The 21,035-nt window shown below is 63.4% G+C and carries 19 protein-coding genes, 1 tRNA gene and 2 pseudogenes; 5 read left to right on the top strand and 17 right to left on the bottom strand.

The genetic code is table 11. The annotated features are described in order from the left end of the window. Positions 1 to 7 precede the first annotated feature (7 nt). From rimM to ffh, 3 genes and pseudogenes are all read right to left on the bottom strand, one after another. Positions 8 to 532 (bottom strand): ribosome maturation factor RimM, encoded by a 525-nt coding sequence (rimM, locus tag ACFOSU_RS03545; RefSeq protein WP_380686510.1) that lies wholly within the window; start codon positions 530 to 532, stop codon positions 8 to 10. 177 nt (positions 533 to 709) lie between these two features. Beyond that, a pseudogene (gene rpsP, locus ACFOSU_RS03540) lies at positions 710 to 946 on the bottom strand (30S ribosomal protein S16); the annotation flags it as partial. A 148-nt stretch (positions 947 to 1,094) separates the two neighbouring features. Further along, positions 1,095 to 2,495, bottom strand: a complete 1,401-nt coding sequence (gene ffh, locus ACFOSU_RS03535) for a signal recognition particle protein (protein ID WP_380686508.1) — start codon at positions 2,493 to 2,495, stop codon at positions 1,095 to 1,097. Between the two features lie 167 nt (positions 2,496 to 2,662). On the opposite strand from ffh, the gene ACFOSU_RS03530 reads away from it, so the two are divergent. Next, positions 2,663 to 3,466 (top strand): cytochrome C assembly family protein, encoded by an 804-nt coding sequence (locus ACFOSU_RS03530; protein ID WP_380686506.1) that lies wholly within the window; start codon positions 2,663 to 2,665, stop codon positions 3,464 to 3,466. Between the two features lie 65 nt (positions 3,467 to 3,531). Then, a complete protein-coding gene (locus ACFOSU_RS03525) occupies positions 3,532 to 4,812 on the top strand; it encodes an HlyC/CorC family transporter (protein WP_380686504.1) in 1,281 nt (426 codons plus the stop codon). Between the two features lie 60 nt (positions 4,813 to 4,872). Here ACFOSU_RS03525 and radA read toward each other — a convergent pair whose 3' ends face one another. After that, entirely contained in the window at positions 4,873 to 6,246 is a 1,374-nt protein-coding gene (gene radA, locus ACFOSU_RS03520; protein ID WP_380686502.1) for a DNA repair protein RadA, read from the bottom strand. 163 nt (positions 6,247 to 6,409) lie between these two features. Here radA and ACFOSU_RS03515 point away from each other — a divergent pair, with 163 nt between their 5' ends. Then, positions 6,410 to 7,402: an alpha/beta hydrolase gene (locus ACFOSU_RS03515; RefSeq protein WP_380686500.1), complete on the top strand. Its 993-nt coding sequence runs from the start codon at positions 6,410 to 6,412 to the stop codon at positions 7,400 to 7,402. Positions 7,403 to 7,408: 6 nt separating this feature from the next. On the opposite strand, the gene alr is transcribed toward ACFOSU_RS03515, so the two are convergent. The 8 genes and pseudogenes from alr to rnr all read right to left on the bottom strand — a co-directional run bounded on the left by alr (position 7,409) and on the right by rnr (position 15,367). Further along, positions 7,409 to 8,476 (bottom strand): alanine racemase, encoded by a 1,068-nt coding sequence (alr, locus tag ACFOSU_RS03510; protein ID WP_380686498.1) that lies wholly within the window; start codon positions 8,474 to 8,476, stop codon positions 7,409 to 7,411. Between the two features lie 105 nt (positions 8,477 to 8,581). Continuing rightward, positions 8,582 to 9,934, bottom strand: a complete 1,353-nt coding sequence (dnaB, locus tag ACFOSU_RS03505) for a replicative DNA helicase (protein ID WP_380686496.1) — start codon at positions 9,932 to 9,934, stop codon at positions 8,582 to 8,584. 291 nt (positions 9,935 to 10,225) lie between these two features. Then, a pseudogene (gene rplI, locus ACFOSU_RS03500) lies at positions 10,226 to 10,669 on the bottom strand (50S ribosomal protein L9); the annotation flags it as partial. 9 nt (positions 10,670 to 10,678) lie between these two features. After that, a complete protein-coding gene (rpsR, locus tag ACFOSU_RS03495) occupies positions 10,679 to 10,909 on the bottom strand; it encodes a 30S ribosomal protein S18 (RefSeq protein WP_006914321.1) in 231 nt (76 codons plus the stop codon). 11 nt (positions 10,910 to 10,920) lie between these two features. Then, positions 10,921 to 11,280, bottom strand: a complete 360-nt coding sequence (gene rpsF / locus ACFOSU_RS03490; RefSeq protein WP_380686494.1) for a 30S ribosomal protein S6 — start codon at positions 11,278 to 11,280, stop codon at positions 10,921 to 10,923. 170 nt (positions 11,281 to 11,450) lie between these two features. Then, positions 11,451 to 12,209 carry a 23S rRNA (guanosine(2251)-2'-O)-methyltransferase RlmB gene (rlmB, locus tag ACFOSU_RS03485; RefSeq protein WP_380686492.1) on the bottom strand — a complete coding sequence of 253 codons (759 nt, stop codon included), beginning with the start codon at positions 12,207 to 12,209 and terminating at the stop codon, positions 11,451 to 11,453. A 138-nt stretch (positions 12,210 to 12,347) separates the two neighbouring features. Next, a complete protein-coding gene (locus ACFOSU_RS03480; RefSeq protein ID WP_380686490.1) occupies positions 12,348 to 13,058 on the bottom strand; it encodes an OmpA family protein in 711 nt (236 codons plus the stop codon). Further along, positions 13,055 to 15,367 (bottom strand): ribonuclease R, encoded by a 2,313-nt coding sequence (gene rnr / locus ACFOSU_RS03475; RefSeq protein WP_380686488.1) that lies wholly within the window; start codon positions 15,365 to 15,367, stop codon positions 13,055 to 13,057. The genes ACFOSU_RS03480 and rnr overlap by 4 nt, the downstream gene beginning before the upstream one ends. Positions 15,368 to 15,465: 98 nt before the next feature. On the opposite strand from rnr, the gene ACFOSU_RS03470 reads away from it, so the two are divergent. Then, positions 15,466 to 15,552: transfer RNA gene (locus ACFOSU_RS03470), tRNA-Leu, on the top strand. Between the two features lie 255 nt (positions 15,553 to 15,807). Here ACFOSU_RS03470 and ACFOSU_RS03465 read toward each other — a convergent pair. Together ACFOSU_RS03465 and ACFOSU_RS03460 are read right to left on the bottom strand one after the other, a co-directional pair. Continuing rightward, a complete protein-coding gene (locus ACFOSU_RS03465; protein ID WP_380686486.1) occupies positions 15,808 to 17,061 on the bottom strand; it encodes an MFS transporter in 1,254 nt (417 codons plus the stop codon). Continuing rightward, positions 17,058 to 17,324 carry a hypothetical protein gene (locus tag ACFOSU_RS03460; RefSeq protein WP_380686484.1) on the bottom strand — a complete coding sequence of 89 codons (267 nt, stop codon included), beginning with the start codon at positions 17,322 to 17,324 and terminating at the stop codon, positions 17,058 to 17,060. The genes ACFOSU_RS03465 and ACFOSU_RS03460 overlap by 4 nt, the downstream gene beginning before the upstream one ends. Positions 17,325 to 17,671: 347 nt before the next feature. Here ACFOSU_RS03460 and ACFOSU_RS03455 point away from each other — a divergent pair, with 347 nt between their 5' ends. Next, on the top strand, positions 17,672 to 18,580 hold the full coding sequence (locus ACFOSU_RS03455) for a LysR substrate-binding domain-containing protein (RefSeq protein ID WP_380686482.1): 909 nt from the start codon (positions 17,672 to 17,674) through the stop codon (positions 18,578 to 18,580). A 92-nt stretch (positions 18,581 to 18,672) separates the two neighbouring features. Here ACFOSU_RS03455 and alaC read toward each other — a convergent pair whose 3' ends face one another. The 3 genes from alaC to ACFOSU_RS03440 all read right to left on the bottom strand — a co-directional run. Beyond that, positions 18,673 to 19,860: an alanine transaminase gene (alaC, locus tag ACFOSU_RS03450; RefSeq protein WP_380686480.1), complete on the bottom strand. Its 1,188-nt coding sequence runs from the start codon at positions 19,858 to 19,860 to the stop codon at positions 18,673 to 18,675. A 110-nt stretch (positions 19,861 to 19,970) separates the two neighbouring features. Continuing rightward, positions 19,971 to 20,393, bottom strand: coding sequence for a secondary thiamine-phosphate synthase enzyme YjbQ (locus tag ACFOSU_RS03445; RefSeq protein WP_380686478.1), 423 nt, complete (start codon positions 20,391 to 20,393; stop codon positions 19,971 to 19,973). A 119-nt stretch (positions 20,394 to 20,512) separates the two neighbouring features. Then, positions 20,513 to 21,035: phosphomethylpyrimidine synthase ThiC (locus ACFOSU_RS03440; protein WP_380686476.1), on the bottom strand; the 523-nt coding region annotated here is incomplete at its 5' end.

Genomic DNA, 21,035 nt, shown 5'->3' with positions numbered 1-21,035 from the left:
GGTTGAACTAGAACTCCGGATCCCAGTCGGCCACGATACGTTGCGCGTCGAGATCCACGCTGTCGATGATCTCGCCGTACACGAACGGCACCAGCCGTTCGCGGTCGCCGGCCAGCACCAGGACGTCGTTGGCGCCGGTTTCCATCATTTCGGTGACGCGGCCGAGCGGTACGCCGTCGCGGTTGACGACCTCGAGCCCGATCAGATCGAACCAGTAGAAGGCACCGTGGGGCAGCGGCGGCATCGCCTCGCGCGATACCGCGATATCGAGTTCCAGCAGTTCCACCGCCGCGTCCCGATCCGGCAACGGCACGCCGTCCGTGTCACCGAGCCGCGCCACCAGCGTCTTGCCCTGCACACGGGATTCCAGAACGCGAAAAGGCCGCCAGTTATCCTGGCGGCCTATCATCCATTCGGCGAATTCGAGCAGGTTGTCGGCCGGGCGGGTGTAGGAATAGACCTTGAGCCATCCCTTGACACCAAACAGACCGTTGACGCGGCCGAGCACGATGGGCGTATTCGCCACGGTCATGCTCGACGAGGCAGCTTATTCGGCTGCCGCGCTCTTGTCTTCGCCGCTGGCGTCGGCTGAGGGCTCGGCCGCCGACACGTCGCCGGTGCTACCGGCGGGTACGGTCTGCTTGGCCGCTTCCTTGGCCTTGCTCACGGGCGGCGCGGCACGCGCCGGCGCTTCGCCTTCGCCGTGACGATTGAAGGACTTGACCAGATTGAGAACACGCTCGGACAGCTGCGCGCCCTGGCCTTTCCAGTATTCGACGCGCTCGACGTCGAGACGCAGCGGCACTTCGCCGCCGACGGCGACCGGGTTGAAGAAACCCAGACGCTCGAGGTAGCGACCGTCACGCGCATTGCGCTGATCGGTAACAACGATGTGATAGAAGGGACGCTTCTTAGCGCCGCCGCGCTGCAGTCGAATTTTGACCATAGCCAATTATGCCGTTTGGAATTGATTTATACAGTGCCGCATTCATATGCAGGCACCCGCAGAGAGCGCGTATTGTACGCCAATAAGTCGAGAATGGAAGCCGGCGATTATCCGGCGTTTATAGTGACGTTCATAGCGCGATCATGACTCATCGACCCATGCCCGGCGGCAGTCCGCCGCCGCCCATTCCGGGCATGCCGCCGCCCCCGCCACCCATGCCCTGCATGGCGCGCATCATTTTCTTCATGCCACCGCCCTTGAGCTTCTTCATCATCTTGCGCATCTGCAAGTGCTGCTTGAGCAGGCGATTGATGTCCTGAACCTGCGTGCCGGAGCCGGAGGCGATACGACGCTTGCGCGACGACTTGATCACGTCGGGGAACGCGCGCTCCTGGACGGTCATGGAATCCACGATCGCGAGCATGCGCTTGACCTGGGTATCGTCGGCGGCAGCGGCCATGCCCTTGGGCATCTGGGCGCCGCCGGGCATCTTGTCCATGAGCGCGCCGAGGCCACCCATTTCCTGCATCTGGCGCAGCTGGTCGGCCAGATCGTTGAGATCGAAGCCCTTGCCCTTCTGCAGTTTCTTGGCGAGCTTCTCGGCCTTGTCCTTGTCGACCTTCTGCTCGGCCTCTTCCACCAGCGACAGCACGTCGCCCATGCCGAGGATTCGCGAGGCCACGCGATCGGGGTGAAACGGCTCGAGGGCTTCGAGTTTTTCCCCGGTGCCCAGGAACTTGATCGGCTTGCCGGTGATCTGACGTACCGACAGCGCGGCACCGCCACGGGCGTCGCCGTCCACCTTGGTGAGCACGACGCCGGTCAACGGCAGCGCATCGCCGAAGGCCTTGGCGGTATTGGCCGCGTCCTGGCCGGTCATGGCGTCGACCACGAACAGCGTCTCGGTGGGTTTGAGCGCGTCGTTGAGGGCGCTGATCTCGGCCATCATCTTTTCGTCGATGCCCAGCCGGCCTGCGGTGTCGACGATGAGCACGTCGTAGAAGCCTTTGCGTGCGGCCTCCAGTGCGGATTTCGCGATCGCCAGCGGCTTGTCCGTGGACACGCTCGGATGAAAGTCGACTTCGACATCGGCCGCCACGCGCTTGAGCTGATCGATGGCGGCTGGCCGATAGATATCGGTCGACACCACCAGCACGCTCTTCTTCTCGCGCTGTTTGAGATAGCGCGCGAGCTTGCCGGTCGAGGTGGTCTTGCCGGCGCCCTGCAGGCCGGCCATGAGCACCACCGCAGGTGGCTTGGCGCGCAGATCCAGACTTTCGTTGGCCTCGCCGAGCAGCGCGGTGAGCTCGTCGCGCACGATCTTGATCAGCGCCTGGCCCGGCGTGAGGCTGGTCATCACCTCGTTGCCGATGGCGCGCGCGCGGATATCCTCCACGAACTGCTTGACCACGGGCAGCGCCACGTCGGCCTCGAGCAGCGCCATGCGCACTTCACGCAGGGTCGCCTTGATATTGTCTTCGGTCAGACGCCCACGGCCGCGGATCGTCTGAAAACTGCGATTGAGCCGGTCGCTGAGACTGTCGAACATGAAAGCGCTTCGTCGATTGAGCTGTGACAGGCATGAGTATACCGACGCAGGGCACCGGGACGGAATGTCGCCGCACCAGCGCGCCGCCGCGACCCGGTCTCGTGGGCGTCATTAATGCTGCAAATACGGCACAATAGAGCCATGTCCTTGACCTTCGCTCACGCCCCATGGCGCTAGTCGTTCTGGAAGTGTTCATCGCGGCGCTGGCCTTTGCCGGTGCCACCCGCGCGGTATGGCAGCATCTGGCCGACGGCCGCGCCTACTGGCGCGTCACCGCCTGTGCCGCTGTCGGGCTCACGGCCCAGCTGATCGCACTGATCCACATGAGTCTGCAGGCCGGCATGCTGGTCATCGGCCTGGGTACCGCGCTATCCCTGTTCGCCTGGCAGGCCGCTCTGTTGCTGTGGCTGTTCTCGCTGCGCGAGTCGGTCGGCGCGCTGGGCCTGGTGATCTATCCGCTGGCGGGCTTTTGCGCCATCGCCGGGCTGCTGGTACCGGATACCCACAGCGCGACCGAGTCGCTGGCGTGGCCCCTGCAGCTGCATATTCTTCTGTCTATTCTTGCCTACGGACTGCTCACGCTGAGCGCGGTCCAGGCGGTGGTGCTGTCGATGCAGCATCGCCAGCTGCGTCGCCGCCCTCCCTCGGGCATGTTCACCTCGTTGCCGCCGCTGCAGACGATGGAAACACTGCTGTTCCGGCTGATCGGCAGTGGTTTCTTCCTGCTCAGCCTGGCGATTGCCACCGGCGCGCTGTTCATCGACGATCTGTTTGCCCAGCATCTGGCCCACAAGACCATCCTGTCGCTGATCGCCTGGCTGTTCTTTGCCGTGCTGCTCTACGGGCGCTGGCGCTACGGTTGGCGCGGCCGGGTCGCGGTACGCGGCGCGCTCGCGGGCTATGTGCTGCTCCTGCTTGCTTATTTCGGCAGCAAGTTGGTGCTGGAGCTCATTCTGGGCGAACATTGGTAGTGCGCGCATGCACGACCCGGGGTACGACGGCGCTGCGCGACTCCATTTGAATACAGGCTGAGTCCTTGGACGCCATTTCGCTGCCGGTTCTGTTCGGCATATTGATCCTGATGCTCGTGTTGTCGGCCTTCTTCTCGGGTTCCGAGACCGGGCTGATGACGCTCAACCGCTATCGTATGAAGCACCTGGCCAAGACCGGCCACGGCGGCGCCACGAGGGCGGCGAAACTGCTGGAGCGTCCGGATCGGCTGATCGGGCTGATCCTGCTCGGCAACAATCTGGTCAATATCGCGGCCTCCGCAGTCGCCACCGTGATCGGCATCCGCATGTTCGGCAATGTCGGCGTGCTGGTCGCCACCGTCACGTTGACCGTGTTCGTGCTGATCTTCTCCGAGGTCACGCCCAAGACGCTGGCCGCCCTGCACCCTGAACGCATCGCCTTTCCGGCAGCCTATGTCTACAAGCCGCTGCTGCGCATCGCCTGGCCACTGGTGGTGGTCGTCAACACCGCAGGCAACGGCATCCTGCGCCTGTTCGGCGTCTCCGCCGACGACGCCGCGGCGCATTCATTGTCATCCGAGGAACTGCGCACGGTCGTGACCGAGGCCGGCGCCATGATTCCTCGCCGACATCAGCAGATGCTGCTGTCGATTCTGGACATGGAAAAAGCCACGGTCGAGGACATCATGGTCCCGCGCAACGAGATCGTGGGCATCGATATCAGCAATTCCTGGCCGGAAATACTCGATCAGCTGGTCCACAACCAGCACACCCGCCTGCCGATCTTCGACGGCTCCATCGACGAGCTCGCCGGTATCGTGCACATGCGGCGCGTGCTGGCGCTGGTCTCCAACGACAATCTGGACAAGGACGCGCTGCTGGCGCTCACGCGCGAGCCCTACTATGTCCCGGAAGGCACGCCGCTCAACCAGCAGCTGCTCAACTTCCAGAATCAGAAACGGCGCATCGGGTTCGTCGTCGACGAATACGGCGATATCCAGGGGCTGGTCACCCTCGAGGATATTCTCGAGGAGATCGTGGGCGAATTCACCACCGACCCCGCCACGCGGGTGAAAAACGTCTATATGGACGCCGACGACAGCTATCTGGTCGACGGCACGGTCACCCTGCGCTCGCTCAACCGCGCGATGAACTGGAAGCTGCCGGTGGACGGGCCCAAGACCATGAACGGCCTGATCACCGAGCATCTGGAAACCATTCCCCAGCCCGGGACCACGCTCAAGGTCGGCCGCTACGTGCTCGAAATCGCCCAGACCCGCGCCAACCTGGTCAAGACGGTGCGGGTCCGCCCGCCCAAGAAGCGGACGCGCAAGCGCGAGGCCTGAACAAGAGAGCCGGCCAGCCTGTCCGTTGCCTCAGCGTGAAAATGTTGCGGCTTTACCCAGCTAGCGATCGCTGATCGCGTCCAGGGCGTCCGCCAGCCGGGCGACGCCGACGATCTCCATATCCCCCATCTTTTTCTGCTTGGGCGCATTGGCCTTGGGCACGATCGCACGCGTGAAACCGTGCTTGGCGGCCTCGGCCAGCCGTTCCTCGCCGCCCGGCACCGGCCGAATCTCGCCGGCCAGACCGATCTCGCCGAACACGACCAACCGCTCGCCGAGCGCGCGATCGCGAAAGCTCGACATCGCGGCCAGCACCACGGCCAGATCGGCCGCTGTTTCCGACACCCGCATGCCGCCGACGACGTTGACGAACACGTCCTGATCGCCCAAAGCGATGCCGCCGTGGCGATGCAACACGGCCAGCAGCATGGCCAGCCGCTGGGGATCCGGGCCGAGGGCCACGCGGCGCGGATTATGCAGCTGCGAGCCGTCCACCAGCGCCTGCACCTCGACCAGCATCGGCCGCGAGCCCTCGCGCGTGACCATCACTGCGCTGCCCGGCACCGCGGTCTCGTGTCGCGACAGAAAGATCGCGCTCGGATTGGTGACCTGCTTGAGCCCCGCGCCCGACATCGCGAACACACCCAGTTCGTTGACCGCGCCGAAGCGGTTCTTGACCGCGCGAATCACCCGGAACCGGCTCGACGCCTCGGCTTCGAAATAGAGCACGGTATCGACCATGTGCTCGAGCACGCGCGGGCCGGCGATGGTGCCTTCCTTGGTGACATGGCCCACGAGAATGACCGCGGTGCCCGTGGCCTTGGCGAATCGCACCAGCATGGACGCCGATTCGCGCACCTGGGAGACGCTGCCGGGGGCCGAGGTCAGCGCCTGTGAGAACACGGTCTGGACCGAGTCGATCACCATCAACCGCGGCGCCTGCGGTTTGGCCAGCGCGAGCACGCGCTCCACGCAGGTCTCGGCGAGCACCGACAGGTCGGCTTCGCCCACGCCCAGCCGCTGCGCGCGCAGATGCACCTGCTCCAATGATTCCTCGCCGGTGACATAGAGCGCCGGAATGGTGGCCGACAACTGCGCCATCACCTGCAGCAGCAGGGTCGATTTGCCGATGCCGGGATCACCGCCGATCAGGATCACCGAACCGGCGACGAGCCCGCCGCCGAGCACGCGATCGAGCTCGGACATGCCGCTGGGCGTACGCGCGGTCTCGCTCGGCTTGATTGCGTTGAGCCGCTCCACGCGCGGCGCATGATCGGCAAACGATGCCGGCGCGCTCGCCCCGGGTCGCGCGGGCGCGGCCGCCGCGCTCTCGACCAGCGTGTTCCAGGCGCCGCAATCCACGCACTGGCCGGACCATTTCAGATGCGTCGCACCACAGGATTCGCACACGAATACGGTTTTACTGCGGGCCATGCGCTTACTTCGGGTCGACACAAAACGGCATACTAGGGCTTGTATTGGAACGATGCACGCCGCGTCGCGCAAACGCCCTGCGCCCGGCGACGACGACACGCGGGCCGGCCGCACTTGCGGCGTGGTCCTGCGTTCATACGCACGAACCCTGTAACGAGCCGCTATGCACGAACGCCTGGATATCGACTTTCCCGTCAATGGCACCACCGCCCGGGCCTGGTTCTATCCGGCCCGCGGCGATGCATTTCGAAGCCCGGCGGGCGTGCCCTGCGTGGTCATGGCCCACGGCCTGGGCGGCACCCGCGACGCCGGACTCGAACCCTATGCCGAGCGTTTCGCCGCCGCCGGCCTGGCGGTGTTCTTGTTCGACTACCGCCATTTCGGCGCCAGCGACGGCGAACCGCGCCAGCTGCTGTCGGTACGGCGCCAGCTGCGCGACTGGAAGGCCGCGATCAACGTGGCGCGCCGCCAGCTGGACGTGGATCCGGAGCGCATCGCGCTCTGGGGCAGCTCGTTCTCGGGCGGCCATGTGATCGCCGCGGCCGCCGCCGACAAGCAGGTGGCCGCGGTCACGTCACAGGGCCCGATGATGGACGGGCTCGCGGCGGTGCTGAACCTGGCGTCCTATGCCGGCATCCTGCAGTTGCTCAAGCTCAGCTGGGCCGGCATTCGTGATCTGATCGCCAATCTGGCAGGCGCCGACCCTTACTACATTCCGATCGTGGCGCGCCCGGGCAAGCTCGCCTCGATGTCGAGCGCAGACGCCTACGACGGCTATCACGCCATCACGCCGCCGGATTGGCGCAATGAAATCACCGCGCGCAGCATGCTCACGCTCGCGCTCTATCGACCGGGTCGGCGCGCCAATCGCCTGGCCTGCCCGGTCCTGATCCAGATCTGCGATGAAGACAGCGTGGCCCCGGCCTACGCGGCAGAGGCCGCCGCGCTGCACGCCGGCACGCGCGCCACCGAGCGTCATTACCGTATCGGCCATTTCGATATCTATCGCGACGCGGGTTTTCGTCAATCCAGCGCCGACCAGATCGCCTTCTTCAGCGAACATCTGTCGAGTCAGGCCATCGACAAGCGCCGCCGTGAACACGGCAAGGCCGAGCGCGAGGATCGCGGCAAGAGCCCGATCCGGCTCGGCCCATAGTCCACTCTAGACGATCTCGAATCGCACCCGCGGTGTAAGCCGGCAGAACAACTCATAGCTGATCGTGCCCGCGGCCTGCGCGATCTCGTCGGCCGGCAGGCCCGGGCCCCAGAGCGTGGCGCGGTCGCCCACGGCGGCGTCCGGGGCGGCACGCAGATCGACGGTGATCATGTCCATCGACACGCGCCCGATCAGGGGCACACGTACGCCATTGATCAACACCGGCGTGCCGGCCGGCGCATGGCGCGGATAGCCGTCGCCGTAGCCGATGCCGATCACCCCAACCGGCATGTCCTCGGGCGTCTGCCAGGTGGCGCCGTAGCCGATCGCCTCGCCCGCGGCAATGGTCTGGCGGGCGATCAGTGGCGCACTCAGGTGCATGGCCGGACGCAGATCACAGGCCGTCGCGTCGCGATCGAGCAGCGGCGAGCTGCCGTAGAGCATGATGCCAGGCCGGACCATATCGGCGTGCGCCTGCGGCCAGGCCAGTACGCCGGCGGAATTGGCGATGGAGCGCGCCCCGGCCCGGCCTTCGGTGGCGGCTTCGAACTCGCCCAGCTGACGACGCGTAAGCGCGGCGGCCGGGTCGTCCGCGCAGGCCAGATGGGTCAGCCAACCGGCCAGCACCACGCGCTCGAGCGCATCGACCCGCTGCTGGATTTCATCCGCACGCGCACAGGCAAAGCCGAGCCGGTGCATGCCGGTATCGAGCTTGATCCAGACCCGTACCGACGGACCGATATAGTGTTCGAGCGCATCGAGCTGGTGGTCATGGAACAGCACGATCTCCAGCCCGTGCTCGCCGGCCTGCTCGCAGACCGTGGCATCGAGCCGCTGCGAGAGCATCACGATCGGCCGGTCGATGCCGGCCCAGCGCAGCTGCAGCGCCTCGTCCAGACTGGAGACCGCGAAGCCGTCGGCATCGGTCAGCGCCTGGGCGACAGTCACGGCGCCATGACCGTAGCCGTCGGCCTTCACCGCCGCATAAACCGCGCGGCCGGGCGCCAGCTCGCGGACACGCGCCAGGTTATGCGCAAACGCCGTGCGATCGATGGTGGCCAGCGTGCGGGTCATGCCGCCAGCGCCACGCGCCCGCGCTCGCAGAACAAGGCATGTTCCGGCTGCGGCGCGCGCTCGCGCCTATCGACCCAGGCGATCCTCACGAGCGCCTCTGGCTGATCAATGGAAATCCTCGTCGCCCCGATCGGCAAGATTCTCGAACCGCGTCAGGTGGGACAGGAACGCGGTTCGTGCCGTACCGAGCGGACCGTTACGCTGCTTGCCGATGATGATCTCGGCTTCGCCCTTGGCGTCGCTGTCCTCGTTGTAGACCTCGTCGCGATAGACGAACAGGATCACGTCGGCGTCCTGCTCGATACCGCCCGATTCACGCAGGTCGGACATGCGCGGACGCTTGTTGTCGCGCTGCTCCACCTGGCGGTTGAGCTGGGACAACGCAATCACCGGCACGTTGAGTTCCTTGGCCATGGCCTTGAGCTGGCGCGAGATCTCGGAGATTTCGTTGGTGCGGTTCTCATTGGTGCCGGGGACCTGCATCAGCTGCAGATAATCGACCACCACCAGGCCGATATCGTGCTCGCGCTTGAGTCGCCGCGCCCGGGCCCGCATCTCGCTCGGCGACAGCGAGGGCGTATCGTCGATGAACAGGCGCGCGTTTTCGTTCATGATGCCGATCGCCGACGTGATCTTGGGCCAGTCATCCTCGGTGAGCCGCCCCGAACGCAGCCGGGTCTGATCGATACGCCCCCAGGACGAGATCATGCGGATGACCAACTGCTCGGCCGGCATTTCCAGGGAAAAAACCGCGACCGGCACCTTTTCCTTGAGGGTGACGTTCTCGACGATGTTCATCGCCAGACTGGTCTTGCCCATCGACGGGCGCCCCGCCAGGATCAGCAGATCCGCCGGCTGCAGGCCGTTGGTCAGCTTGTCGAATTCGATCAGGCCGGTCGGCGTGCCCGAGAACGCGCCCTCGTTCTGAACCAGTTCCTCGATCCGGGTGACCACATTGGTCAGCAGCTGGTTCAGGCCGATCGGGCCCTCTCCGCCGCGCCGGCCGCGCTCGGCTATGGCGAAAATCGCCTTCTCGGCCGTGCCCAGCATATCGTCGGCCGACTGGCCTTCCGCCGAAAATCCCATGGTGGTGATCTGGTCACCGGCGCGGATGAGCTGGCGCATGATCGAGCGCTCGCGCACGATATCGGCGTAGGCCTTGATATTGGCCGCACCCGGAATTTCGGCGGCCAGATTGCCCAGATAGGTGCCGCCACCCGCTTTTTCCAGCAGATCGCGGCTACGCAGCCATTCGGTGAGCGTGACCAGATCGCGCGGCTGATTGGTATCGGCAAGGTCGGCCAGGCCGCGAAACAGCAGGCGATGGTCTTCGCGATAGAAATCGTCTTCGTTGATCACCCCGGCCACGTCGTCCCAGGCGCGCTCGGACAGCAGAAGCCCGCCGACAACGGATTGCTCGGCCTCGATGGAATGCGGGGGCAGTTTGGCTTCGGCCATGAATCGGATATCCGGCGACAGTGAAAAGGAAGTTTACGCAAGCGACGGCGCAAAAAAAACGCCGCCCCTCGGGGCAGCGTTCTATTCAATCAATCCGACGGCCCAAGACCGCCGGCTCGATCAATTCTCTTCTTCTTCGCGCTCGCCGAGCGGGGCATCGGCTTCGGTACCGCTTTCATCAGCGGGTTCACCGGCCTCGGCCAGCAACTCGTCTTCGACGTCTTCGGCGGTCACGTCTTCGTTGTCGACGTCGACCCCGCCACGCGGCGGCATGTTGACGCCCATGTCGGTCTGCTGGGCGACCACGATCGTGACTTCGACTTCCACTTCGGCGTGCAGCTGCAACAGCGCGCTGTGGTAGCCCACGACACGAATCGTGCCCTCGGGCAGCGCCACTTCGCGCGGATCGAGCTCGACGCCTTCCTCGGTGATCTTCTCCGCGATTTCCTGCGGGCCGACCGAGCCGAAGAGCTTGCCTTCGTCACTCGCACGCATCGCGATGACGTATTCCTTGCCACGCACCTGGTCGGCACGGGCGTTGGCGCGATCCTCGCGATCCTTCGACGCAGCCTGAAGATCGGCACGGCGGCTTTCAAAGACTTCAAGGTTCGATTTGGTCGCAGCCAGGGCGATGCCACGCGGCATCAGATAGTTGCGGCCGTAGCCTGCACGCACGCTGACGGTGTCGCCCAGGTCGCCGAGATTGCGGACTTTCTGTAACAGAATGACTTCCACGATGGCCTCCTAGGACGAGTGACGGTCGGTGTACGGCAGCAGCGCGAGGAAACGCGCACGCTTGACCGCGGTCGACAACTGACGCTGGTAACGCGCGGCAGTGCCGGTGATACGGCTGGGTACGATCTTGCCGGTTTCGGTGACGTACTGCTTGAGGGTCTCGATATCCTTGTAATCGATTTCCTCAACGCCTTCGGCGGTGAACTTGCAGAAACGGCGGCGGCGGAAAAAACGGGCCATGGCAGTGCTCCTTAGCTGGCGGCGGCGGCGGGCTTGCGATCGCCGCGGTCATCGGCGTTCTTGGCAAGCGGGGACGGATCGGTGTCGGCCTTGTGCCGCACGATCACCAGATGACGCAGAACGGCGTCGTTGAAACGGAAGGCATCTTCCAGCTCTTCGCGCGCGTTCTGGGTGCACTCGATGTTCAGCAGAACATAGTGTGCCTTGTGGATCTTGGTGATCGGATAGGCCAGCTGACGACGGCCCCAATCCTCGTGACGGTGAATCTGGCCACCGTCGGCTTCGATCATGCCGCGGTATTTTTCAACCATCGCCGGCACCTGTTCGCTCTGGTCCGGATGAACCAGGAACACGACTTCATAATGTCTCATTGTGTTTCCTTTCGGTTAGAAGCGCCCGACCGATTGTCGTGGCGCAAGGAATCACGGCGCGCAAGCACCGCAAGGCGCGGTATTCTAGAGACTTGCCGGACCCGGCGCAATGCATTTCGCCCGTGCGCCCCGTCGACGGCGTCTGAGGACTCGGCGCCGGCACGCCCGATCTAGACTGCGACGTCGCGCCGACGCTGACGCACGGCCTCGAACAGAGCCACACCGGTGGCCACCGACACGTTCAAACTCTCGATATCCGCCGCCATCGGGATCGATACCAACGTATCGCAATGGCGTGCGGTCAACTCCCGAATACCCCGAGCTTCGCCGCCGGCCACCAGCACCATTTTCTCGGGCAGCTCGGTGTCATAGATCGACGCGGGCGCCGCGCCGTCGAGGCCGACCACCCAGAAGCCGTCCTTCTGCAGCCGCTCCAGCGCGCGGCTGAGGTTGGTTACCGGCACGAAAGCCACACGTTCGGCGGCACCGGCGGCCACCTTGCGCACGACCGGTGTCAGGCTGGCGGCCCGTTTCCGCGGCGCGATCACGGCGGTCACGCCGGCGGCGGCGGCGCTGCGCAGGCAGGCGCCGAGATTGTGCGGATCCTGTACCTGGTCGAGCACCAGCACCCAGGGCGTGGCCTGGGCGGCCAGCAGCGCGGGAAGATCCGACTCGCGCAGCTCCCGCGTGAGTTCACGCTCGGCCACACAGCCCTGATGGCGCACATCGGGCAGCATCGAGTCCAGGTCGGTCATCTGTGCGGTCACCAGATCGATGCCGCGCGCGCGTGCACATTCACGCAGCGCTTCGGCGCGGCCATCCTGACGGCCGGCGGCGAGCCATATCCTGACAATCGGCCGTCCTTCCTCAATCGCCGCGGTCACGGCATGAAAACCGCCGATCAGCCCCTGTTCGTCTTCTCGCGACATCGCTTTGCCTCCGGATTCGCTGATCCGTTCATTCGTGATCCGATTCCGCGCGGCGCCAGCGGCTCCGCCCCAAATTTGTTTGCCCTAACGAAACAAAGCCCGGCGATACCGGGCTTTGGGCGTCGCCGGAACGTCGCGCTAACGGGAGCCGAGGTACGGCGGCTCCGCGAACGCCTGCGATTCCTGGCCTTCAACGATGGGCTTGATCACGATATCGACACGCCGATTCTCTGCCCGGCCGACGTCCGTGTCGTTGCTCGCGATCGGCTCGGATTCGCCGCGCCCCCAGGTCAGCACGCGCTGCGAATTCACGCCCCGGCCGGTCAGAAACTGGGCCACCGACTGGGCACGCTGCTGCGACAGCTGCAGATTGTGCTGCTCGCTGCCGGTGCTGTCGGTATGGCCGACGACATGAATAGCGGTCTTGTCGTAGTCCTTGAGTACGCTGGCGATCTTGTTGAATGTGGTCTGGGCGCTCTGGCTGAGCGTCGAACTGTCCACCGCGAACGACGCGTCGCTGGCCACACCGATCTTGAGCGCGTCGCCGTCGAGCCGCGTGATATCCAGCACGTCGCGGGCCTGCTCGGCTTCCAGCTGGGTGTTCAGCTCTTTCTGCTGATTGTCCATGTAGCGACCGGTGCCGCCGCCGGCGATCGCGCCGATGGCCGCGCCGATCGCCGCGTTGGTGCCCGACTTGTCGCCCAGCTGCGAACCGGCGATACCGCCCAGAACCGCGCCCACGCCGGCGCCGATCTTGGTACGGCGGTTCGGATCACCCGCACAGGCGGTCAGGAACAGCGCCGTGCATAGCAGGGCCACGATCATGAATACAGAGTGCTTGCGCGTCATTTACCTTTACCTCGATTTCCCTGACGGCGGGCTTTGCCGCCCTTGCCGGACTTGGCGTTCGATTTGCCATCGGGCTTTTTCGGCCCACCCGGCTTGCTGCGTTTACCGGCCGCGCCGTCGGGCTCGATCAGCTCGAAATCGATCTTGCGCTCGTCGAGATCCACCCGGGCGACCTTGACCTTCATCTTGTCCGCCAGACGGTGTACCACGCCTGAACGCTCGCCGCGTAGACAACGCGACTGGGCATCGTAGTGATAGAAGTCGTTCGACAGTCCGGACACATGCACGAGCCCGGTGGCATAGATACCGTCGAGTTCCACGAACAGACCGAACGATGTCACGCCGGTTACGGTGCCTTCGAAGGTCTCGCCCAGGCAATCGCTCATGTATTCGCACTTGAGCCAGTCGTCGACGTCGCGGGTGGCGTCATCGGCACGCTTCTCGGCTTCCGAGCAGGTCTTGCCCAGCCGTTCCATATCCGCGGTGTCGTAATCGAACGTGGCCGGCTTACCCTTGGCCTCCAGATGCTTGATCGCGCGGTGCACCAGCAGATCCGGATAGCGCCGGATCGGCGAGGTGAAATGCGCGTAATACTCCAGCGCCAGGCCGAAATGGCCATCGTTGTGCGGCGAATACACCGCCCGCGACAGGCTGCGCAGCATGACCGTCTGGATCAGGTGCGCGTCGCTGCGATCGGCGACCGTCGCCAGCACGCTGGCGTAGTCGGCCGCCTGCGGGTCGTTGCCACCGGGTAGAGACAGGCCGCGCTCGGCCAGGAACGCGCGCAGATCGACCAGCGCGTCCGCCGCCGGTCCGCTATGCACGCGATAGAGCAACGGCATGCGCTTCTTCGCAAGATGCGAGGCCGTGGCCACGTTGGCCGCGATCATGCATTCCTCGATGATCTTGTGGGCCACGTTGCGTTCGGTGGGCACGATCCGCTCGATCTTGCGATCGGCGTTGAACTCGATCTTGGTTTCGGTGCTTTCGAACTCGATCGCCCCGCGTTCGCGACGCTGGGCGAGCAGCGCGTCGTAGAGCCCGTAAAGATGTTCGAGCGGCTTCTTGAGCGCGGCGTGCTGGGCCGGCAGGTTTTCCGGGTTTTCCAGCCAGTCGGCCACCTGTTCGTAGAGCAGGCGCGCGTGCGAGCGGATCACCGCGGAATAGAAACGCGAGGAGCGCATGTTGCCGCGCTTGTCCAGACGCATCTCGCAGACCAGCGCCAGCCGGTCGACGTCGGGATTGAGCGAGCACAGCCCGTTCGAGAGTGCCTCGGGCAGCATCGGGATGACGTTGCTCGGAAAATACACCGAGGTGGCACGATTCTGCGCCTCTTCATCCAGCGCGGAGCCGGGTTTGACGTAGGACGACACGTCGGCGATCGCCACCCAGAGCCGCCAGCCGCGCGGCGTCTTCTTGGCATGGACCGCATCATCGAAATCGCGCGCGTCGGCGCCGTCGATGGTGACCAGCGGCAGATCGCGCAGATCCGCGCGGCCTTTCTTGTCGGCCTCGGCGACGCTGTCGCCGAAGGCGCGTGCCTCGTTCAGGGCCTGCTCGGGCCACTCGAAAGGGATACTGTGCGAGCGCAGCGCGATATCGATTTCCATGCCGGGGGCCATGCGGTCACCCAGCACTTCCACCACTTCGCCGATCGGCTGCGAACGTTTGGACGGCGGCTCGACGATACGAACCGACACCATCTGGTTGTGCTTCGCGCCGCGGCGGTCTTTGTCGGCCACGCGGATATCGTGGGCGATGCGCGCGTTGTCGGGCACGACATGGCACACGCCGCGCTCTTCGACGAAACGGCCGACGACCGCGTCGTTGACGCGCTCGAGCACCTCGGCCACGCGCCCTTCCCTGCGCCCACGCTGATCGCGTCCAACGATACGCACTACCGCGCGATCACCATGCATGAGCAGGCGCATCTGGCGCGGGTTGAGAAAGACGTCGTCTTCGCCGCCGTCGTCCGGAATGAGAAAGCCGAAGCCGTCGCGATGGCCCTGTACGCGACCGCGCACCAGATCCATCTTGTCCAGCGGCCCGAGCGCACCGCGCCGGTTTTCCAGCAACTGGCCGTCGCGCAGCATCGCGCGTAGCCGATGATCGAAGGCTTCCAGGGCTTTTTCGTCAACCAGGCCGTAGAGTTCGATCAGTTCCTCGCGCGTCATTGGGCGCGACTGGTCGGCCAGATCATCGAGCACGAGCTGACGGCTCGGCACCGGTTCGGCGTAGGCGCCTTTCTCCTGCGTGTAGTGGGGGTCGCGCGCACGCCAGTCGTTGGCGCCCGCTTTTCTGTTACTCAAAATATTTCTCCATAAGGAGTGCAAGATACCCGAATGCCGTCAACGCAGAAACAACGTTGACAAGACGGGCAACAGTGGATAAATTGCGCGTCCCCATCGCCCAGGTGGCGGAATTGGTAGACGCGCTAGCTTCAGGTGCTAGTGAGCTAACGCTCGTGGAGGTTCAAGTCCTCTCCTGGGCACCATCTTCAGGAATGTAATCCCTCGTGAATTCGGGGGATTACGCTTCCCGGACAGCCGCTCGAAACCGGTCGGCACGCGCAAGGGCAAGTCACCCCTCGCTGCCGCGCGGCTAATCCTACACGACGTATCTCGACGTGGCATGTTTATGCGGCGACTGCCGCGTCTGCGTGGTTCGGCCCATCTTGTCGCCGCAAGCCTCGTAGACACCTGCTGCTGCACCCGTGTGACAGGCCAGACGGCGCCCGTTCGGTTTCCTGTCAGCCGGTTACAGCGTGTCGCTGTTGTTCGATTCGGCTCAATTTCTGCATCGCGATCGTGCCGATCACCGGCCCGACGGCAAGCAGCCCGAATGCGGGCGCCCAGCCGAAGGCGTCATGTACGACCGGAATCAGCCACAGTGTGGGTACGGTCAACACGAAGCCGATGGCCAGTTGCAGCGTGAGTGCGGTGCCGACATAGGCCTGATCGCCCAGTTCGGTGATCACGGTCGAGAACTGCGCCGAGTCGGCGACCACCCAGAAACCCCAGATCAGGCCAACCACCCATACCAGCGGCCACGGCAGGCTGGGCATGAAACCGATCAGCACGGCACAGCTGCCCGAAACCACCATGGCAAGGGATGTTGCTCTACCCCGCCCCCAGCGATCGCCGAGCACGCCACCGAGCCAACAGCCGATCGCGCCGATACCGATCACCATGAAAGTCGCCAGCGCGCTCCAGGCCAGCGGATTGGCCACCGCCTGCGCGGTGAGCACATCGCCGAAGAACACGCTGAACCAGGCCCACATCGCGTAGAGCTCCCACATGTGGCCGAAATAACCGATACAGGCCAGCATCACCGGCCGATCGGAAAACACTTGCCATGCCTGACGCGGATTGAACACCGCACGCGGGAAATCGAACGGCCCGTCACTGCCCAGGTATTGAGCGACAACGCCGCCGGCAAGCGACATGACCGACGTCGCCGCGATCACGATGCGCCAGTCCAGCCCGCCGAGCCCGTTGACCAGATGCGGCGCGGCCGAGCCGATGGTCAAGGCGCCGACCATGATGCCGAGCGCGGTCCCGCGCTTGATCTTGAACCAGGTCGCCATTGCCTTCATCGCTGGCGGGTAGACGCTGGCGAGACAGAATCCGGTGGCCGCGCGCAGGGCGATGGCCTCAGGCACAGCCGGGTCGAACAGCAACAGCGCATTGGCGATCGCAGCACCCACGCCGCCATAGAGCATGAGCCGTCGCGGGGCGATACGATCGGCGATATTGAATACCGCCGAGGTGAGCGCGCCGAGAACGAAACCCAGCTGAACCGCGATGGTCATCCACGCCGACTGTCCGGCGGTAAGTGCCCACACCTCACGCAGCTGCGGCACCACCGCCGTGGCCGAGAACCAGGTGGTCATGCCGAGCAACAGAGCACTGGCAAGAATCGCCAGCGCCTGCCAGCGACCCGCCGGATCCTGCGTCAGCGCCGCGAATTCTCCGTACGCCGGCGACTCCGTCCCCCGATTCACTGCGGCAGCGATGTCGTGCAGATCGCAGCCTCGCCGCTGACGCAGACCTTGCCTGTCTGCTTTTCCACCGTCATACGGACGGTGCAAGCCGGGTTGTCGTCGCACACGCCGATCGTATCGCCCACATACACCGGCTTGGCGAATTTGCAGTTCACGCTCAGCAACACACTGCCCGGACCGGGCCGATCCGCGGCCAAGTCGCCTTCCTTCGGCATGCCGCCGCGATCATCGACCCAGCCGGCTATTCTGTAGCTTGCGCTCATGACGGTATTCTCTCGATCCTGGCTGCATAACCCTAACCGCCGCCGTGTAGACAGACCACCAACCGTGAAGTGCGCGATAGATCCAGCTCCTGCCAGCTTGTGCTTGCAGCATGCTGACCGATGACGAACCCGCGCCTCGGACGACCAATGTCAAAGCCGAGCAGTCCCAGCGAACGAAATAATGCACTATTCTCCGCACACCTCCAATCAGCGTGCCAGACCTATGTGACGCTGAAATCCTTGCGATAGAACAGTGATATCTACGGTTTCGACCGACTCGGGTTGGCATACAACCACCTTCCATAGTTTATTATAAATTCCTCGCCAATCGAACTAACGTCGCTTAGATGGCTCATTCGCACTTCACGCTACGCCAGTTAGAGATTTTTGCCGCTGTTGTACGCACTGGGCAAGTAAAACGCGCAGCCGACGCGTTATATTTAAGTCAGGCAGCCGTCAGCCAAGCACTTACAGAGCTTTCCCTTATGCTGGACGTGCCGCTGTTTGAGCGAAAAGGACGTGCCATCGTTCCTACCGCGTCCGCGCGCCAACTATTGCAACTGTCTGGGCCGCCGCTGGAAGCGCTTCATGAGATACCTGAGCGGCTATCACCTCGCGGCGTAAATCAAGCACTCTCCGGCCAAATGTCTGTTGCGGCATCGAGTACGATTGCGCGATATGTGCTGCCGCGTCCACTCGCCATGTTGCGGCTGATACACCCCACACTTTCGATTCACGTGACGTCGGGTAACAGTGCTGATGTAGAAACTCAGGTGGCGGAACTTTGCGCCGACGTCGGCTTTATTGAGGGGCCCTCCCGGCGTAATGACGTAGTCGTCTCACTATGGCGGACTGACGTCTTGCAGATTATTGCACCACCGAACTATCAGATAGGTGATATCCATGCTGGCAGGCTCGCCGATCATCCCTGGGTATCTCGAGAGCCCGGGTCGGGAACGCGCGCGGTATTCGAACAAAGCCTGGCACTCAATGGTTACCCAGCGCCGAGGGCGGAACTTGTAATGAACGACAGTGGGGCGATTGTGCGAGCTGTCGCGGCAGGCGCCGGGCTGGCCTGCGTCAGCGCACTGGCAGCGTCGCAGGCCAGTACTAACGCAAAGGTGCAATATGTCCAACTGGAGGAACTGCAACTGACCCGCCCGCTGTGGCGGGTTCAGCGAACAACACCCGTCGTCTCTCCGCTACTCACGGGGTTCATCAACGCCCTAGAGCAGGTCATAGAGGAGTCTGAGTAATTCTTCCAAAGATATAGAAAACCGGCATCAGCACGCGACGCCGAATCGAAACGCGGCTCTACGCCGGAGTACCCGCCCGGTCGCTTATCGATTTACTTGAAAAGGCGCTTTATATTGCGAATGGCCTGACGCGTGCGCTGCTCGTTTTCGATCAAGCCAAAACGCACGTAATCATCACCATACTCGCCAAATCCGATACCAGGGGAAACCGCCACTTGCGCCTCGCTGAGCAGGAATTTAGTGAATTCAAGCGATCCCATGTGCACATAGCGCTCGGGGATGGGCACCCACGCGAACATAGTAGCCTTCGGCTTGGCTATAGCCCAACCCATATCGTTGAGCCCGTTGCAAAGCACATCGCGACGGTGTTGGTACATGTCCCGAATTTCAGTCACGCACTCTTGTGGCCCCTCTAGCGCAGCGATTGCCGCAACCTGGACCTGCGTAAACATGCCGTAATCGAGATAAGATTTCATGCGTGCCAGCGCGGCAATCAATGTTTCGTTGCCGCACATGAATCCGACGCGCCACCCCGGCATGTTATAGCTTTTCGACAGGCTGAAACATTCCACAGCAACGTTTTTTGCACCTTCGACTTGAAGAATCGAGGGCGCCTTGTAGCCGTCGAAGCACAAATCCGCATAGGCCAGGTCTTGCACGACCCACAGGTCGTATTCGCGAGCCATTTCTACGATGCGTTCGAAGAATTCCAGTTCGACGCATTCTCCCGTGGGGTTGGACGGAAAGCTCAACAACACCATCTTGGGTCGTGGCCACGATTCTTTAATCGCTTTTTCAAGATCCCCAAAAAAATCGCTGTCCGGCATCAAGCGAACATGTCGAACATCGGCACCTGCTATCACTGCACCGTACGGATGAATCGGATAGGCAGGGTTGGGGACCAGAACCTGATCACCCTGTTCAAGTACCGCGAGCATGAGATGAGCGAGCCCTTCCTTGGAACCCATCGTCACGATCGCTTCGGTCGTCGGATCCAGTTCGACGGCGAATCGGCGCATATACCAGTCGCAGATTGCTTTGCGCAGACGTGGCACACCCTTGGAAACGGAATATCGATGCGTATCGGGTCTTCGCGCGGCCTCAATCAACTTGTTGACGATATGCTTGGGCGTGGGCTGGTCGGGGTTGCCCATGCCGAAATCAATGATGTCCTCGCCCCGTGCACGTGCGTCCTTTTTCAGTTCGTTGATGATCGCGAACATATAGGGCGGCAACCGATTGATTCGGGGGAACACCGCTTTTTTGGATACGTCATTCATGGGCAATCATTCGTCCAAGGCGTGCAAGACAAAAATTTTGTGATGAATACGGTAGCGCCGGGCACGTTAACAAGCCTTCGCGCCTGCAGAATCCGTTGCGTGGGACGGCACTAACAACCGCTCGCCGCCCCAAGCACCGTCACCATCACCTGTCGACGGTGCGAGGCGGTCCGGTGTTCATATAGATAAATGCCCTGATAGGTGCCCAGCTGAAGCCGTGCCTCGGCTACGGGAACGTTGAGACTGACTCCAGTCAGCATTGTACGTATATGACCCGACATATCGTCCGGGCCTTCCATGTCGTGCAAGAACATGGGATCACCATCAACGACGGTCTTCTGCATCCAGCGCTCGACATCATCCCGCACCGCTGGATCAATGTTCTCGCATATCATCAATGAAGCGGACGTGTGCATGCAAAACACGTGGCACACGCCAACATCCACGTCCGCCATGCGGACGATGTCGTCGATATCGCGTGTGATATCGAGCGTCGAACGCCCAAGCATGTCGTAAGTGAGTTTTCTTTGCATAGCGTTCCGGGTAGGGGAGCGAGGCGTGATTGGCGCAAGAGCCTAAACGACACCGAATCGCCGTCGTAGGGCCAGCGCGCGCCCGGCATTGGACACAGGTGAGTGCTATCCACAGGGGCTCAACTGTAGATCTTGCTCCCACCCTCGCGAAATTCCTCGGCCTTTTCCTCCAAGCCCGCATCGATGGCGTCCTGCGCGGTATGGATGCCGCGTTCGTGGGCGAACTCGCGCACTTCCTGTGAAATCCGCATGGAACAGAACTTCGGGCCGCACATGCTGCAGAAATGCGCGACCTTGGCGCTGTCCTTGGGCAGGGTCTCGTCGTGGAATTCGCGTGCCTTCAACGGGTCCAGGCCGAGATTGAACTGGTCTTCCCAACGGAATTCGAAGCGCGCCTTGGACAGCGCGTTGTCGCGGATCTGCGCGCCGGGGTGACCCTTGGCCAGATCCGCAGCATGAGCCGCGATCTTGTAGGTGATGATGCCTTCGCGCACGTCGGCCTTGTTGGGCAGGCCCAGATGTTCCTTGGGCGTGACATAGCAGAGCATGGCGGTACCGTACCAGCCGATCTGGGCGGCGCCGATACCGGAGGTGATGTGGTCGTAGCCGGGGGCGATATCGGTAGTGAGCGGGCCGAGGGTG

Source organism: Salinisphaera aquimarina, from assembly GCF_042643355.1.
Lineage (GTDB): Bacteria > Pseudomonadota > Gammaproteobacteria > Nevskiales > Salinisphaeraceae > Salinisphaera > Salinisphaera aquimarina.
This window is presented reverse-complemented; position numbering and strand designations above follow the sequence as displayed.